The organism is Bacillus sp. JJ634, assembly GCF_036962285.1.
Taxonomy (GTDB): domain Bacteria; phylum Bacillota; class Bacilli; order Bacillales; family DSM-1321; genus Peribacillus; species Peribacillus asahii_A.
On sequence record NZ_JBALMU010000083.1, the window covers coordinates 1 to 13,523 of the forward strand.

The window sequence follows — 13,523 nt, forward strand, 5'->3', positions numbered from 1 at the left end:
ACAATGCTCAAATCCTCCATTTCAGACGCACTCTTTAATCTCAATGATATGGTTTCATAAATTATCCTTTCAAATATACGGTGTAACCTCGATTTTTTCAATTCCTTTTGATAATAAGATTAATATTTCTTTCTTTTTCATTTGTTGAAATAACAGTTTGCATTAAATAGTTAAGTAGATGTAAAATAATGAGTGTTTTCCTTGTTTTTACAGAAAAGTTCAATCAATATAGTATTACAAATTATATTTTTCTAAAATATTAGTAAGCTTAAAGAGGAGACGGACAAAATTATAAAACTATCACGTAGAAAAATGATTATACATATGGCATGTCTCGTTCTAATATGGGGACTATGCTGGCCTATTTACAAGTTTACTCTTTCTTATACTCCACCTCTTTTATACGCTGGGATGCGCGCTCTTATCGGGGGAGTATTATTGTCTATTTTATGTTTTCCAAAAAGAAAAAGCATAAGGTGGAGTGAAAATTGGCGTATCTATTGTGTTTCTGCTTTATTCAATACTGTACTTTTCTTTGGACTTCAAACAATTGGTTTAATGTATTTACCAGGAGGATTGTTTTCAGTCATTGTGTATTTACAACCGGTGCTGATTGGGATTTTTGCTTGGATTTGGTTGGGAGAAACAATGTCCACTATAAAAGTTATTGGTCTTGTTATTGGTTTCCTAGGTGTAGGAGCTGTAAGTACAGGCAGCATTTCTGGACAAGTTTCACTTTTAGGTGTCGCATTAGCTATGATTACTGCTATTAGCTGGACTTTTGGTGTCATTTATGTGAAGAAAGTAAGTCCTAAGGTTGACTCCTTATGGCTAGTAGCTCTACAGTCCGTATTGGGAGGAGTGGTGCTGACAGGTATGGGATTAGGGGTTGAAAGTTGGTCAGACATTGTTTGGAATAGTACCTATGTATTTGGATTAGTTTTTGGATCAACTTTAGGCATTCCTGTTGCTTATATCCTTTACTTTAAGTTATTAAATTCTGGTGAGACCAGCAAAGTAGCTTCCAGTACGTTTCTTGTACCACTTATCGCGGTATTATTCGGGACTTCGTTTTTAGGAGAACCCTTTACACTTTCCCTTTTTGTTGGACTTATTTTAATTGCTAGCAGCATTTATTTAGTAAATCGTCCGAAGAAAAGTGAACCAGAGTATAAACGTACGACTCTCCAGGAAAAAATATGATTATGAATTACATACTGATATAAGAGTAGTAAACAGAGGTGAGCAAAGGTTTAGTCAAAACGAGGCTAAACCTTTGCTTTTTATTAAATTCCATCATACTTTTGCATACCTACAATAAAAAAACGTCTTCGTTTTCGTCGTTAGTGCTCTCGGCAGCGGCGGAAAGTTATCATACAGCGAAACTGCATTTTGGCACAACTGCCAACAAAGATTGTTTTACGTAATAGCAACAGTATGGTTTTAGGGAGAATAAATTACTTCAATCAACTTCCATCCCGCATAAGGTTTACTTTCTTAAGTCAATTTTGTTTTATTGCCATCTTTTTGCCCTACCGTTCCAGCCGGAACACGATTGGTTCCAGATGGAATACTTTTATTAGGCTCGCCACTCATAAGGTCACTAGTAATGTTTAGGTTGTTATTAGGGGATTTTTGTCCTTTCTGCATGAGAGTTCCTCCTTTCTAATTGAAAACGTTTATATTATTCCGCTAATTGTGCAGCCTTAAACAAAAAAGTTATTCCATAATCTCAACATGTTTTATAAGGGGAAGGATAAATCGCCCAAGTTTACAATTAATTAAATAGGAAGCCTCGACGTTAAAAGCTCATAATAAAGATGATTACATGAAAAGGGTGGAATCTTATATGTCTTTAGAATGGTTCGACAGAGTGTGTAGTGAATTAGAGGATAGTCTCGATTCAATTTGTGATAAGTATGATGAAAATGGTGGAATGTCAATAGAACGCGGGGCAAAGCATCCGAGAATTGAGTTTTTTATTGAAAATGAAGGTGTTGAAAGAGAGTATTTTTGTACGCTTTTTTTCGACCCTCATAATGAAGAATTCTATATCGAATCTTTTGAACCAGATATTGGTCAGGCTAGCAAGGTTGTATTGGCTGATATAGAGGATATTGTTGATGCTGTTCATGAAAGCTTCCATATGTATCTGGAGGACGATAACGTAGAAGAGGTATTTGTAGATGAGGAACAGGATTTCTACGATTCAGATGAGGATGAAGTAGCGGAATTGTTTGAGGAAATAGATGTAGAATGGGAAACTCCTGAGGTCACCGCTTATTTTCAAGAAAATGAAGTAGAGGTGACCTATCAGTTTGGGATTGTCCAAGAAACGGGAGATGGTGTACTAAAACGAATCAACCGTATTTGGACGGACGATGAAGAGATGTTAAAAGACGAAACAAACTTTATTTTTAGTAAGGAAGAAGCAAGCACAATTATAGCGATGATTGCTAGCCACATGGATTCTTTGAGCACCATGGATTATCATGATTAAACGAAAAAAGGCTACTTCCTGAAATTTGTATATTTGAAGTGATCCATAAAGTTAAAGAAGTTATTTCATTGGGCAACGTGTGAGGCATGAGTCCGGTATTGTACCGGACTCATGCCTTTTAATTTTGCCTTAATCCGTTTGTGATTGTAATATACGATGTATTTGGCTACATTGTGTACGAAGGAGGTGACTAGCCACTATGGGATTATATTTTGTGTGTTTACTTTTTCTAAATTGGAGTAGTATACTTTGGGGGTTATATAGAGATAAAGTCATAGGGAGAAGTGGTTTATGGGGGGAGAGTTAAATAAAAAAACTCGATATTTTTACGAGTTGAATTTTATACGTGCTATCGCTTGTTTATGTGTTGTGATGGTTCATGTCACAGCAAGGAATTATCATTTAAATGATCAGCACTTCAATTGGCTGACATTATTTTTAAATCAAGTTGCAAGATTTGGTACACCGTTTTTTGCAATCTTGAGCGGTTTTCTGTTATACAATCAAGCAATTAAAAAAGGATTTAATTTTAAAAAGTTTGTTACATCTAGATTTACTAAAATTGTTATACCGTTTTTTATATGGAGTTTTCTTTATTTACTTGTTAAACAGTATAATTTCCCTTGGTCCGAGGGTGGAGCCAGTGTAAAAGACTTTTTATTTCTTTTCTCACTGGGTGATAGTTATTATCATCTTTATTTTATTGTTGTGGTGATTCAGTTTTATCTACTATTTCCTATTTTGCAATTGGCTAAAACTAAAAATAGTATGTTAGCTTTAACAATTATAGCTCTTTTCATAAATTATTTTTTTATGCGGCAACCATTTGATACAGGAAATGAAACTTTTAATCTATTTATTCAGGATAGATCATCAATATTTAAGTGGATTTTTTACTTTATCTTCGGAGGACTTTTAGTATACTTTTGGGAACCACTTGTAAAATGGGTTGAAGAAAATGTGAAATTTACTATTTTGGTTGGTGCTATTAGTATATGTTTCGTTATATATGAGTACAATACATTCGGTTTTTTCTCATCTACGCGCATTGCTAATTTGTTTCACATGCCATTATTTCTCGTTGTACTAATTGGTGTTTATTATGTTATGGGGCGTTGGGAGAAAATAAGAAGCTATATAATCGAACTTGGTAATTTATCGATGGGTATTTATTTAGTTCATCCAATGGTTTTATATGTAATGCAAAATCACACAGCTGAACTATTAACTCAAACAAGATGGCTCCCTTTAGCTTTTCTTATTACTGTACTTTCTTCGGTTTTTTTAGTCAAAATTATTAATAAAATTCCGTTTGGTCAATTTGTTGTTACAGTTGCAGCTCCAAAGAAAGTAAAATATCAAGAGGTGCAAAGGAAAGCTAGTTAAACTAAAATATAAATAAAGGGGGAAATGTAGAAAATTTATTTGAGCATTTTCCCTTTTATTTTTAGTAAGGAAGAAGCAAGCACAATTATAGCGATGATTGCTAGCCATATGGACTCATTAAGCACCATTGATTATCATAAGTAAATTAGGGAAAGCTGCCCCAGAACTTTAAAGTTTTGGGGCAGCTTTTTTGGTTAGTTAGGAAATTTAGGTAAGGTCATTCTTTTGTGGGGATACATATTTTTCACCTGTACGTAGACACTATTTCTATCCCTATATTTGGAGGTTCTGATATGGAGAAAGAACATTTAAGTACATATTATGATGAATCGAATTTAAGCATGAAAAGAAAAGCTAATGACAAAAGGCTGGATATAAGTTCAACAGGATATGGATTAGAATCTGTTTCGAACGAAACAAAAAAAGATACATTGCAGGAATCAAGAAATAGAACTTCTTCTAGAGAAGAATAAGTATGTTTAAGCATCTAAAAATTTCACGGAGAAGAAGGAGGTTTTGTAGTTGCAGGATATGACTATTTATGTAAGAGAAGCAGTAAATGAACAGCCTATTCAAACATTAGAAACAATTCTTGTACAAATGAATGGTATTGAAAGAGCTTTAGTAGACATCGAGGATGGGGAAGTAAAGATTACTTATAATGAAACTCAGATTAATCAGGAAAAAATTAAACAAAAGATCCAACAGCATGGATTACATCTTTCAGAATAAAAAAGCTAGGTAGGTTCATATGGATCAAAACAAGGAAAATGTAGTGGAAGTTATAGATTCCCATTTGAAACTGCGTATAAAAAAAGAAGTGAAAGGGCTACAGTTCATTAAAAACTTTCGCTCCGCTACTGCGGAAGAATGGTATGTTTTCCTGCCGGGATTTAAAGACCCGCAAACAGGTGGTGCAGCAGGAAAGGTGATTATCCATTATAACTTATACGGCAATCGAGATGTATTTATCAATACAACGATTATTTTTGATGCTAGGGAATTATATGTTTCACAGCTGCATCCGCTTGTTTATGCGATTTCCGATGAAATCGTAAATCGTCTCGTGGGTTACGCTGATACGCTGCTTTCAGTCCATGCCGGAGAGAACTCCTATCAGGCAGAGTATAAAGCCTAATATAATTGAGGCTTTTAAAGAGATAAGAGGGAATTTTGAGGAGTATGTGGATTTAGTTCTACTAGCTCCTTTTTTTATTTTAAGACATTTTAAGAAAAAAATGAAAGTATATGTAATGTTATATAACAAAAAATATTGTTGAAATAAAAAACCCGTGATAAAATAAAAATGTTCCGAAAATTGATACATAAATTCCGAATTTCGGGAAAGTGATTAGATGAAAGGGAATTATTAGGTTTTATAGTAATCAACACGCTTTATTGTTTGAATTTTTAGTGAAAGGGAGGAACAGGCTATGAATACAGTTGATTTGAATTGTGATTTAGGAGAGAGTTTTGGAGCATATCAAATTGGGAACGATGAAGCAATTTTAGATTATGTAACATCAGTGAATGTTGCTTGTGGATTTCATGCGGGTGATCCGACTGTTATGAGAAAAACGGTACAGCTTGCTTTAGAAAAACAGGTCAAAATTGGAGCTCATCCTGGTTTACAAGATTTAATAGGATTTGGTCGCCGAAATATGAATATTTCACCACAAGAAGCTTATGATATTGTCGTTTATCAAATCGGCGCTTTAAATGGTTTTTTACAATCAGAAGGTGGTCGAATGCAGCATGTTAAACCTCACGGTGCATTATACAATATGGCGGCAAGAAACAAAGATTTGTCTAGGGCTATTGCTGAAGCGGTCTACAAAGTAAATCCTGAACTCGTTTTATTTGGCTTATCGGGAAGTGAATTAGTACGAGCTGGACAAGCTATTGGATTACAAACGGCTAGTGAAGTGTTCGCAGATCGAACATATCAACAAGATGGTTCATTAACTTCTCGAAATGAAAAAAATGCATTGATAGAAAATGATGATGATGCTGTTGCACAAGTTATTCGAATGGTTAAGGAAGGAAAAGTCTTGTCACAGCAGGGGACCGATGTAACTTTAAAGGCAGATACGATTTGTATTCATGGCGATGGAGCACATGCCTTAAGTTTTGCACAACATGTGAAAAAATCTCTAGAATTATCAGAAATTACAATCAAGTCTATTTTGAAATATTAACAATCATCAGAGAGGAAGATTCTATTGGAGCAAAGTAAACAAGCAACCCCACAAAAAAAACCTTCTGCTAAGCCAAAAATTAACTGGACTTTATTAATGGGTGCAGCATTTCTGATGGCAACATCAGCCATCGGCCCAGGTTTTTTAACTCAAACAACCGTTTTCACTCAAAGTCTTGCAGCAAGTTTTGGATTTGTTATTCTTGTTTCCATTATTCTTGATATTTTTGCTCAAACAAATGTATGGAGAATTATTGCTGTCTCTGAGAGAAGGGGACAAGACATTGCTAACATGGTTTTTCCTGGACTAGGTTATGTTCTTGCGGCGCTTATTGTAATAGGAGGACTTGCATTTAATATCGGGAATATCGCGGGAGCTGGACTTGGTTTAAATGCGATGTTAGGAATCTCTCCAATAACTGGAGCCCTTATTAGTGCAGTCATTGCTATATTAATTTTTGTTGTAAAAGAAGCTGGAAAAGCTATGGATCGTTTTACACAAATTGCTGGTTTTGTCATGATTGGTTTGATGATATACGTTGCTTTTACAACATCTCCTCCAGTCGGAGAAGCAGTTGTAAAAACGTTTGCACCAGACAAAATTGATATTATTGCAATCGTTACATTAGTTGGTGGAACAGTAGGCGGCTATATTACATTTGCCGGTGGACACCGTTTGCTCGACGCTGGAGTAAAGGGGAAAGCGGCATTACCTGAAGTTACGAAAAGTTCCGTAGTTGGTATCTTAATTACTTCGGTCATGCGAATTGCTTTATTTTTAGCCGTTCTTGGTGTTGTATCTAAAGGTTTGCCAATTGATCCGGACAATCCACCTGCATCGGTGTTTCAGCTTGCTGCTGGTAATTTAATTGGCTGTAGTTTTACCTTTGAACATGCATTATTAAACAATGATATTTCTGTGCGTCATATTGAAGAGGATTGTAATGTTCCTATGTATAAAACGAACATTTCATGTGTAGAAGCAGGAATATTCCATGGGAAAATGGTTGCGAGCATGAGACCGATTCTTCAAAAAGATGTTGTAAGAGCAGCGCAAGTTACTTCTCGTTTTCCGGCTGTTCATGGTGCGCCGATTCATATTGGAGATCCTAGTGCAATTGGTGTTGCTGACATACATCAGCCTGATTTTGGGGATGCAGTAACGGTTCGTGAAGGGGAAGTACCGGTGTTTTGGGCTTGTGGGGTTACTCCTCAATCAATCGCAATGGAAACAAAACCTGCGATTATGATTACTCATGCACCAGGACATATGTTTATTACAGATATTCGTGATGAAAAACTAGGAGTTTTATAACTAATAGAAAGAGTTGAGTTCTATGTTGGGAAAGCTTTTGAATACAACTAGCTTTGCACTATCTCCATTGGGCGATTCCGCAGTAGTCGTTACATTTGGAAATGAAATACAATATGATATTCATAAAAAAATAAAAATATTTATGGAGTTACTAGAACATGAACCGTTTGTTGGACTTGTAGAATGCGTGCCTGCTTATACTAATTTAACTGTTTTTTATGACCCTCTTGTTGTTTTTAATGAACAAAAACATAACGAAGCTGGAATCTCTCCTTATGAGGTAGTTTGTTCAAATATTAAAAAGAAGTTACAGCAGATAGAGACGAATAAAAAGATGACCCATCGAACGGTGTCCATCCCAGTATGCTATGGAGGCGAGTATGGGCCGGATTTGGAATATGTAGCTCGCTATAATCATTTAACGACTGATGAAGTTATTCATATTCATTCAAGCGGTGAGTATTTAGCTTATATGATTGGGTTTGCACCAGGGTTTCCATTTTTGGGAGGATTATCGGAAAAGATTGCCACGCCTAGACGTTCTTCACCAAGAACAACGATACCAGCAGGAGCTGTTGGAATTGCTGGCATGCAAACGGGAGTTTATCCTATTTCAACGCCTGGTGGATGGCAATTAATTGGACAAACTCCGCAAACACTATTTTTACCGAACGAAAATCCCCCTAGTTTATTACAGGCAGGAGATATTGTGAAATTTTACCCAATTTCTTATGAAGAGTACAAAGAAATGAAGGAGGAGAGACGGTGAGCCTACGCGTTATCAAACCGGGATTATTAACAACGATTCAAGATCTTGGCAGAAAAGGGTTTCAAAAACACGGTGTGATTGTAAGCGGGGCGATGGATATATATTCTTTACGCATTGCAAATTTGTTAGTTGGTAATCAAGAGGGAGAAGCAGCCCTTGAAGTGACACTAATGGGTCCGACTTTTAAAGTAGAAGAAGACTGTGTAATCGCGATTACAGGCGGGGATTTATCGCCTACCATTGATGAACGAACGGTTCCAATGTGGAGGCCTGTTTATGTGAAAAAAGGAGCTATTCTTCGATTTGGACGATGTAAATCAGGCTGCCGTGCTTATTTGTCTGTTGCGGGAGGGTATGCTATTTCGGAAGTGCTGGGGAGTAAAAGCACGTATTTAAGAGGCCAAATGGGAGGCTATAAAGGAAGAGCTCTACAAGTAGATGATGTTGTTCCTTTTAATGGACATTCTACTATGCTAAAGCATGAGTGGGCGGAAAGTTTTTCTGCTGCAAAGTGGTTTGTTCATGCAAAAGAGTTTTTGCCGAGTCGCATCCCAGTTATTCGTTTTCTCGCTGGAAGCCAGTACGAATATTTTACAAACTCAAGTAAATTTCAGTTTGTAGACAGTTTGTTTAAGGTTTCAAGTCAATCAGATCGTATGGGATATAGAATATCAGGTCCTGTATTGGAACTACAGCATAAACGTGACATCTTGTCTGAAGCTGTATCGAATGGTTCTATTCAAGTCCCTCCAGATGGAAATCCTATCATTCTACTTGCAGATCGCCAAACTACGGGAGGGTATCCTAAAATTGCTCAAGTAATTACGACAGATTTATCATTAATCGGGCAGTTGAAACCTGGAGAATCTATTCAATTTTCACAAGTTACATTAAAAGAAGCCGAGCAGTTGTACATTCAAAAAGAACAGAAGTTAAAACAATTGAAGGTTGCGCTATCATTGGCTCTACGGTAAAAAGAAAGTACTTCAGGAGTGCTTTCTTTTTTGTCGCATGTCCAGCGTAGGTACAGTCTATGGGGCGAACAATTATTCTTGATATAAAAAAGTATATCTTGAATTTGTGTACTACATTTTAATTCACACTTGACCTATGTGTTTAATTTTATTAAAATGGAAAAAATGAAGTTTTTTCGTCCACTAGACCACTAGAGACTTTAATTCTTGGCTATTTTCATGCCTAAGAGTTAAAGTCTTTTGTATTTAGAAGGAGGAATATGCAATAAGTTTTAGTTTTCGTGGAGATAAGCTCGGTAACATAATTAAAAATAAAGGAAATGGTCGTTTTGTAGGGAAAAGAGTGGTTTATTATTAAATAGTTAGTTAAAATTTTTTGTTTAAATCATACTTTTTTTATGCGTTTAATGTAATTTTGGATAATAAGTTTATAAAAGGAGTGATTTGTGTGGGAAATGTTCTTAGGAAAGCTGTGGAAGATAGACGAAAGAAATTAATAGATAAACTGATTACTTTTAACATATATAAGAAAGGTGATAAACATCTTTTTGAGTTATCACTAACAGAGCTAGAAAATGAATATAGAAGTTTTCAATCACATTGTCATCCGCATAGTGATTTTGGTTCTATAAAATGAATTTGTAAAAAAATTTTGTTGAAAGTTTTTTGGGAGTAGAGAAATATTAAGGATAATAAAAAGGATGGATTTTCCATCCTTTTTTTGTTGTGCACCCAGCATGGTACAGTCTATAGCGTGTGAGAGGTCGGTGGTTAATCTCTGACCCAATTCCTTTTATCTTCATAAGAGATGGAACCTCCCTTAATTGAAATCCAATGTTCCTCTTTTGTTTATAATGTTTTATAGTAATGGTAGAAAAAGAATAAAATTTCTTTTATATATTACATAATTGCAGCGGATGTTTAAATTTTTTAACACTTATCAAGAAGGGAGATATTTTATGCAAGCACATAACAAAACCGTTGTAAAATCCATGCAAATCCTCACTCTTTTCCTGAATTATCCCAAACTGACTTTTAATGAAATGATGGAACTTTCTCATATTCCGAAAACCTCTTTACATCGTATGGTGGGTTCGCTTGAAGAAATGGGGTTTTTAACAAGAGATGAAGAAGGTTATTACTCACTAGGACTATTGTTCTTACAGTTTGGTCAATTAGTGGCGGAGCGTTTGGATATTCGAACAATTGCACTTCCCATTATGAAAGAACTTCGAGATGATGTTGAAGAAGCAGTGAATCTTATTGTGAGAGATGCAAATGAAGCTATGTATATTGAAAAAATAGATACGTTGCAGCCTGTACGTTTATATACTTCAATTGGAAGGCGTTCGCCGCTGTATGCAGGGGATTCTCGAATTATACTCGCTTATTTGCCTGAAGAAGAGCGTGAAGCCTATATAGAAAATACAGAATTAAAACCAATTGCGATGGGGACAATAACAGATAAAAGTGTGCTCCGTCAATTATTAGAGGATGCGAGAAAAAACGGTTACACCATTACTTCATCTGAATTAGAGAATCATACCAAAGCTATAAGTGCACCAATCTTGAATAATCAAAATCAAATTGTAGCTGGTATTAGCATAGCGGGAATTGATGCACGCTATCAAGAAGATCGATTGCCGGAATTAATTCAAAAAGTGACGAATGCAGCTAGACAAATTTCCTTAAAGTTGGGTTCTCAAATGTAAAATAGTAGAACGGGCTGGATTAATCACAAACGAAATAATTAGATGAACATTGACTAATGTATAAGAGAGCAGCCCAAAGTAATATCTCAGTCATTTTCTAAACGGAATATCCTTCAAAACTGTTGAAAAATAAAGTTCAATAGTTTTGAAGGATATTATTTTTTTGAGAAATCATACTGCATGTTTAGGATGTTACTTAGTATAAATATTTGCTTCCTTCTAGGATGCTCAATTTTGGAAGATCGTGGGATTCAATAAAAGCTTTAACAGACTCAGGGTTTGTTTTTGAATATTCCCTAAGTGCCCAGCCGATTGCTTTTTGAATGAAAAACTCCTTACTTTCTTTATTTTGCACAATATAGTCGGAAAGAAGTTGTGCATCTGTCTTTTCTTTATATTTTAATTGGAAAAGGATTGCTGCTCTGTTGAGCCAAAGATGGTCTCCGTAAGCCCAGCCTTCAATCGTTTGAGGGATAACTTCTGGAAAGTTAGCCGCAATTTTTCCAATCGGTTTCGGTGCAAACACATCAACTGAATCCCACCACGATTTTGTAGTAACCAGCTTTCCGAATAATGGAAGATGACTCTTGTCTAACTTGTTGATAGACCGTTCGATATAGTCTAGAGCGGCGTACTGGTATTCCCTCTCTTCTAACTCCCATAAAACTTCAATAAAATCCGTCTGAAAACTTTCCTTTAATATGCCGCTTTTTTGAAAAAATTCTTTCATGAGCTCCCTTCTTCTAGGTGCTTTAATACCGAGAAAAGGGAAGTGATCCTTCATATACTTTTGCATTGGAATAGCATTTTCTTTATTTCTATTTGCTTCAAATAAATGAACTAATAAATCAATCTTCATTTGTATGCTCCTTTTAGGATAACGAGAATGTTTGATGACCAAATTCTTTGTTTCTATTTTAAATGGAAAATCCATTTAGAAGAACATGAATTAAATATTATTCGTTTCGAGAACTATATTTGGTTGAATGTTGTAGTGTTCTAAAATGTGATCCGTTAAACGACGCAATCCAAGTCCTGGTTTTAACAAAATAAATTTTTCTTTGTTTAAACAAGAAGGATGGAAGGGTACATGCATTGGTTGCTTATGATTTTTTTCGTATAAGGCGTGCCCTGGCGGTATGACTACATATATATTTTCTTCATAGTTGCAATCGTACAAAATTAATTAGAAATCAATTACCAAAATTAGCGGAACAAGATGATACAACAGTGGAAGAAGCGTATAATTGTCACATCTTAGGTAAAAAAAGGCATCCGAGCGGGAACGCTCTGGATGCCTTTTATACTATAGAAGTAACCTATCATCGGAATTTAGACATGCACTTGAATGCTTATCGTTCTTTGCTTCTTTATTTTTGACTGGTTTCTAAAAAATTTGATAGAATGGGGGAAGTTTAAATTACATAGTAAAGGAAGAGACATTTGAAAAATTCAGTTAAAATCATCCTGGCACTTTCACTAGTTGTTGTAGTTTTTTTACTATTTATCGTTTTTAAAGGAATTAACAACTCTAATGAAAAGATTGAATCGGCAGAAATACCAAAAGAAATGAGTTATTTAAAAGATACGAAAAAACTATACGTTGTTAAGGAATACAGTGTCAAGAAAGAACGATATATTCAATACGAACAAAATTATATTGGTAAATCTCAAGAGTTTGATACATGGTATGGTGCAGATACGTATTTAGAAACAGAGAATGAAGAAGGATTATTTTATGGTAGCGATAAAGTGCTAGCATATCCGGTAGAAAAGGGAAAAGAATGGACGATTGATTCTTATACTTTTACAATTGAATCTGTAGATAAAACGGTTACAACTCCAGCTGGTACCTTTGACAATGTAGCAGAAGTGAAAACAATTCAAAAAGGTGTGGAAGAGTATAGCATCACATATTATGCAAAAGGTGTCGGTCAGATTTTAAGGGAATCGGTTGATGCCAATGGTAAAAAGACTATGAGATTTGAACTGCAAGAAATTAAGGAAACAAAGTCTGAAGAGGATGCAGCTCAATAAGACGAATTTAAAAGATATAATCACAATAAAAGCGTAAATTCATATATGAATTTACGCTTTTATTGTGTGCTTAACAGGGAGTAAAATTAGAGATTATCTGCTCCTGTTAGTTTACATTTATAATGAATGACAAAGGTTTTGACATGTCAGCAGGAAATAGTACTTGTCCTGAATTCCAAACTACAGCATAGAATGATGTAGAAAGGAATCTTTATCCAAGGAGGGTACTATGTTTACAGTAATTGAAAAAGCGGTACTGATTATGGGAACATTACGATTTCTTTCCGCAAGTATTGAAATGGTTGCGGCAATGCTTATATTTAAATTGAATGATATTGAAAAGGCGTTAATTATTAATAGCTCATTAGCTATGGTAGGACCTATTATTTTAGTTGTAACAACAACCGTTGGATTAATAGGTGTTGCTGAAAAACTATCCTTGTTTAAAATATCATGTATTTTTTTAGGGGTCGTATTAATTCTTGTTGGAATAAAAAGTAGATGATGGTGAGGTCGTTAGTTTCAGTTTGTTTTCTGAAAAAACATCGTCTTGCTTTCTACATAATGAAGAGGCAGTGTTTCCTTAATTTTTTACCTATCCATTTTATGTATCCAATACATAAAATGGATAGG

17 protein-coding genes and 2 pseudogenes are annotated in these 13,523 nt (G+C 35.1%); 15 read left to right on the forward strand and 4 right to left on the reverse strand.

Annotated features, from left to right (window positions below; translation table 11 throughout):
* Positions 1–288: 288 nt before the first annotated feature.
* The gene (locus tag V7068_RS13350) at positions 289–1,203 is read left to right on the forward strand and encodes a DMT family transporter (protein WP_499713204.1); all 915 of its coding nucleotides are present in this window, start codon (positions 289–291) and stop codon (positions 1,201–1,203) included.
* 294 nt (positions 1,204–1,497) lie between these two features.
* On the opposite strand, the gene V7068_RS13355 is transcribed toward V7068_RS13350, so the two are convergent.
* Entirely contained in the window at positions 1,498–1,650 is a 153-nt protein-coding gene (locus V7068_RS13355) for a hypothetical protein (protein ID WP_252286411.1), read from the reverse strand.
* A gap of 199 nt (positions 1,651–1,849) precedes the next feature.
* Between V7068_RS13355 and V7068_RS13360 the strand changes: the two genes are divergently transcribed.
* Complete coding sequence (locus V7068_RS13360) at positions 1,850–2,500, forward strand: hypothetical protein (protein ID WP_499713193.1); 651 nt, start codon at positions 1,850–1,852, stop codon at positions 2,498–2,500.
* A 65-nt stretch (positions 2,501–2,565) separates the two neighbouring features.
* On the opposite strand, the pseudogene V7068_RS13365 reads toward V7068_RS13360, so the two are convergent.
* Positions 2,566–2,667: pseudogene (locus V7068_RS13365) on the reverse strand (IS3 family transposase); the annotation flags it as partial.
* 124 nt (positions 2,668–2,791) lie between these two features.
* Between V7068_RS13365 and V7068_RS13370 the strand changes: the two are divergent.
* From V7068_RS13370 to V7068_RS13420, 11 genes and pseudogenes are all read left to right on the forward strand, one after another.
* Positions 2,792–3,886, forward strand: a complete 1,095-nt coding sequence (locus tag V7068_RS13370) for an acyltransferase (RefSeq protein ID WP_499713194.1) — start codon at positions 2,792–2,794, stop codon at positions 3,884–3,886.
* Between the two features lie 293 nt (positions 3,887–4,179).
* Entirely contained in the window at positions 4,180–4,359 is a 180-nt protein-coding gene (locus V7068_RS13375) for a hypothetical protein (protein ID WP_403035170.1), read from the forward strand.
* Between the two features lie 58 nt (positions 4,360–4,417).
* Positions 4,418–4,618 (forward strand): heavy-metal-associated domain-containing protein, encoded by a 201-nt coding sequence (locus V7068_RS13380; protein ID WP_499713205.1) that lies wholly within the window; start codon positions 4,418–4,420, stop codon positions 4,616–4,618.
* A gap of 19 nt (positions 4,619–4,637) precedes the next feature.
* A complete protein-coding gene (locus V7068_RS13385) occupies positions 4,638–5,024 on the forward strand; it encodes a hypothetical protein (protein ID WP_499713195.1) in 387 nt (128 codons plus the stop codon).
* Between the two features lie 295 nt (positions 5,025–5,319).
* Entirely contained in the window at positions 5,320–6,084 is a 765-nt protein-coding gene (gene pxpA, locus V7068_RS13390; RefSeq protein ID WP_499713196.1) for a 5-oxoprolinase subunit PpxA, read from the forward strand.
* Positions 6,085–6,180: 96 nt separating this feature from the next.
* Positions 6,181–6,951 (forward strand): annotated as a pseudogene (locus tag V7068_RS13395) (NRAMP family divalent metal transporter); the annotation flags it as partial.
* Positions 6,925–7,398, forward strand: coding sequence for a D-glutamate cyclase family protein (locus V7068_RS13400; RefSeq protein ID WP_499713206.1), 474 nt, complete (start codon positions 6,925–6,927; stop codon positions 7,396–7,398). The pseudogene V7068_RS13395 and the gene V7068_RS13400, both read left to right, overlap by 27 nt.
* 22 nt (positions 7,399–7,420) lie before the next feature.
* The gene (gene pxpB / locus V7068_RS13405) at positions 7,421–8,167 is read left to right on the forward strand and encodes a 5-oxoprolinase subunit PxpB (RefSeq protein WP_499713197.1); all 747 of its coding nucleotides are present in this window, start codon (positions 7,421–7,423) and stop codon (positions 8,165–8,167) included.
* Complete coding sequence (locus tag V7068_RS13410) at positions 8,164–9,141, forward strand: 5-oxoprolinase subunit C family protein (protein WP_499713198.1); 978 nt, start codon at positions 8,164–8,166, stop codon at positions 9,139–9,141. Before pxpB ends, V7068_RS13410 begins: the two co-directional genes overlap by 4 nt.
* A gap of 448 nt (positions 9,142–9,589) precedes the next feature.
* A complete protein-coding gene (locus V7068_RS13415) occupies positions 9,590–9,778 on the forward strand; it encodes a Fur-regulated basic protein FbpA (protein ID WP_499713199.1) in 189 nt (62 codons plus the stop codon).
* 322 nt (positions 9,779–10,100) lie between these two features.
* Positions 10,101–10,853, forward strand: a complete 753-nt coding sequence (locus tag V7068_RS13420; protein WP_499713200.1) for an IclR family transcriptional regulator — start codon at positions 10,101–10,103, stop codon at positions 10,851–10,853.
* A 196-nt stretch (positions 10,854–11,049) separates the two neighbouring features.
* Here V7068_RS13420 and V7068_RS13425 read toward each other — a convergent pair whose 3' ends face one another.
* Together V7068_RS13425 and V7068_RS13430 are read right to left on the reverse strand one after the other, a co-directional pair.
* Positions 11,050–11,712, reverse strand: a complete 663-nt coding sequence (locus V7068_RS13425; protein ID WP_499713201.1) for a DNA alkylation repair protein — start codon at positions 11,710–11,712, stop codon at positions 11,050–11,052.
* 90 nt (positions 11,713–11,802) lie between these two features.
* Positions 11,803–12,033, reverse strand: a complete 231-nt coding sequence (locus tag V7068_RS13430; RefSeq protein WP_499713202.1) for a LysR family transcriptional regulator substrate-binding protein — start codon at positions 12,031–12,033, stop codon at positions 11,803–11,805.
* Positions 12,034–12,296: 263 nt separating this feature from the next.
* On the opposite strand from V7068_RS13430, the gene V7068_RS13435 reads away from it, so the two are divergent.
* The gene (locus tag V7068_RS13435) at positions 12,297–12,890 is read left to right on the forward strand and encodes a hypothetical protein (RefSeq protein ID WP_499713203.1); all 594 of its coding nucleotides are present in this window, start codon (positions 12,297–12,299) and stop codon (positions 12,888–12,890) included.
* 229 nt (positions 12,891–13,119) lie between these two features.
* Positions 13,120–13,395 (forward strand): YqhV family protein, encoded by a 276-nt coding sequence (locus V7068_RS13440; protein WP_127760979.1) that lies wholly within the window; start codon positions 13,120–13,122, stop codon positions 13,393–13,395.
* The last annotated feature ends 128 nt before the right edge of the window (positions 13,396–13,523 follow it).

Bases quoted from the DNA above. Each gene is read 5' to 3' on its own strand.
- V7068_RS13355 (WP_252286411.1), bottom strand. From the start codon at position 1,650: ATGCAGAAAGGACAAAAATCCCCTAATAACAACCTAAACATTACTAGT.
- V7068_RS13360 (WP_499713193.1), top strand. From the start codon at position 1,850: ATGTCTTTAGAATGGTTCGACAGAGTGTGTAGTGAATTAGAGGATAGT.
- V7068_RS13370 (WP_499713194.1), top strand. From the start codon at position 2,792: ATGGGGGGAGAGTTAAATAAAAAAACTCGATATTTTTACGAGTTGAAT.
- V7068_RS13375 (WP_403035170.1), top strand. From the start codon at position 4,180: ATGGAGAAAGAACATTTAAGTACATATTATGATGAATCGAATTTAAGC.
- V7068_RS13380 (WP_499713205.1), top strand. From the start codon at position 4,418: ATGACTATTTATGTAAGAGAAGCAGTAAATGAACAGCCTATTCAAACA.
- V7068_RS13385 (WP_499713195.1), top strand. From the start codon at position 4,638: ATGGATCAAAACAAGGAAAATGTAGTGGAAGTTATAGATTCCCATTTG.
- pxpA (WP_499713196.1), top strand. From the start codon at position 5,320: ATGAATACAGTTGATTTGAATTGTGATTTAGGAGAGAGTTTTGGAGCA.
- pxpB (WP_499713197.1), top strand. From the start codon at position 7,421: ATGTTGGGAAAGCTTTTGAATACAACTAGCTTTGCACTATCTCCATTG.
- V7068_RS13420 (WP_499713200.1), top strand. From the start codon at position 10,101: ATGCAAGCACATAACAAAACCGTTGTAAAATCCATGCAAATCCTCACT.
- V7068_RS13425 (WP_499713201.1), bottom strand. From the start codon at position 11,712: ATGAAGATTGATTTATTAGTTCATTTATTTGAAGCAAATAGAAATAAA.
- V7068_RS13440 (WP_127760979.1), top strand. From the start codon at position 13,120: ATGTTTACAGTAATTGAAAAAGCGGTACTGATTATGGGAACATTACGA.